At 64.6% G+C, this 775-nt stretch carries 1 protein-coding gene; it reads right to left on the bottom strand.

Features of this window, described 5'->3' with window-relative positions:
- The coding region (locus EN906_RS35965; protein ID WP_127375862.1) for a DUF2865 domain-containing protein at positions 1–775 on the bottom strand (775 nt) is incomplete at both ends.

Raw genomic sequence — 775 nt, 5'->3', positions numbered from 1 at the left:
ACCTTGCGCTGTTCCGGCGGCAAGGCTGATATCGGCGACGTCACCGGCTTGGCGGAAACCCGCTTGATCGTCTCGCGGTCGAGCCCGCCTTCCTGATTGGCCAGCGTTTCGGGATCGGCACCTGGATCCGGTTTGGAGATCGGCACCGGAATGAACGGTGCGGAGTCCGTCTCGGGTTGCAACTGTTCCGGATTCGGCGGGTTGCCGGCGATGATCTGAAAACCCTGCGCGGCGGCGTTGCAGCCGCAAGCCGGCAGCCGCGACATATCGGGCTGCTTGTAGAGATAGGCGGTCGGCAATTCGCTGTAGGGCCGGCCGGTGACGGATGACGTCATCGAGGCCGAATCGTCGTCCATGCCGCGCGAATAGAAAACCTGCATCTCGGTGCCGGGGCAGCTCGATTCGCAATTCTTCTGGTCACGTTCGAAATCGCCTGCCGAGGCTGAGTTCGACATCGGGAAGAAGTAGCCGTCGCAGGTGCGCACACAGGAAGTGTGGAACTCACCGCCGACGCTCGGAAAATCGGGTATGCCGGGCTGGTTGAGCACACGGCGGACATTGCGCTCCTCGCCGGGATCGTCGGGCTGGTTGGGCTCATCAAGCATATCGAGCTGCTGGCTGTTGCCGCCAAAAAGCTGATCGAACAGGTTTGCGCTGCCGCCCTCGCGGTTGGCTTCCTGCAAAGGCGCCCGCCGAGGCGCGACGGCGTCGTCGCGGCAGCCATTGGCGTCAAGCGCCGCCAGGATGCGTCCGCGGTCGCGGCGCGAGCCGCCGC

The organism is Mesorhizobium sp. M7A.F.Ca.CA.004.06.1.1 (assembly GCF_003999135.1).
In the GTDB taxonomy this organism is placed as follows: Bacteria; Pseudomonadota; Alphaproteobacteria; order Rhizobiales; family Rhizobiaceae; genus Mesorhizobium.
The sequence above is the reverse complement of the archived record's forward strand: the minus strand, read 5'-3'. Positions and strand labels throughout refer to the sequence as shown.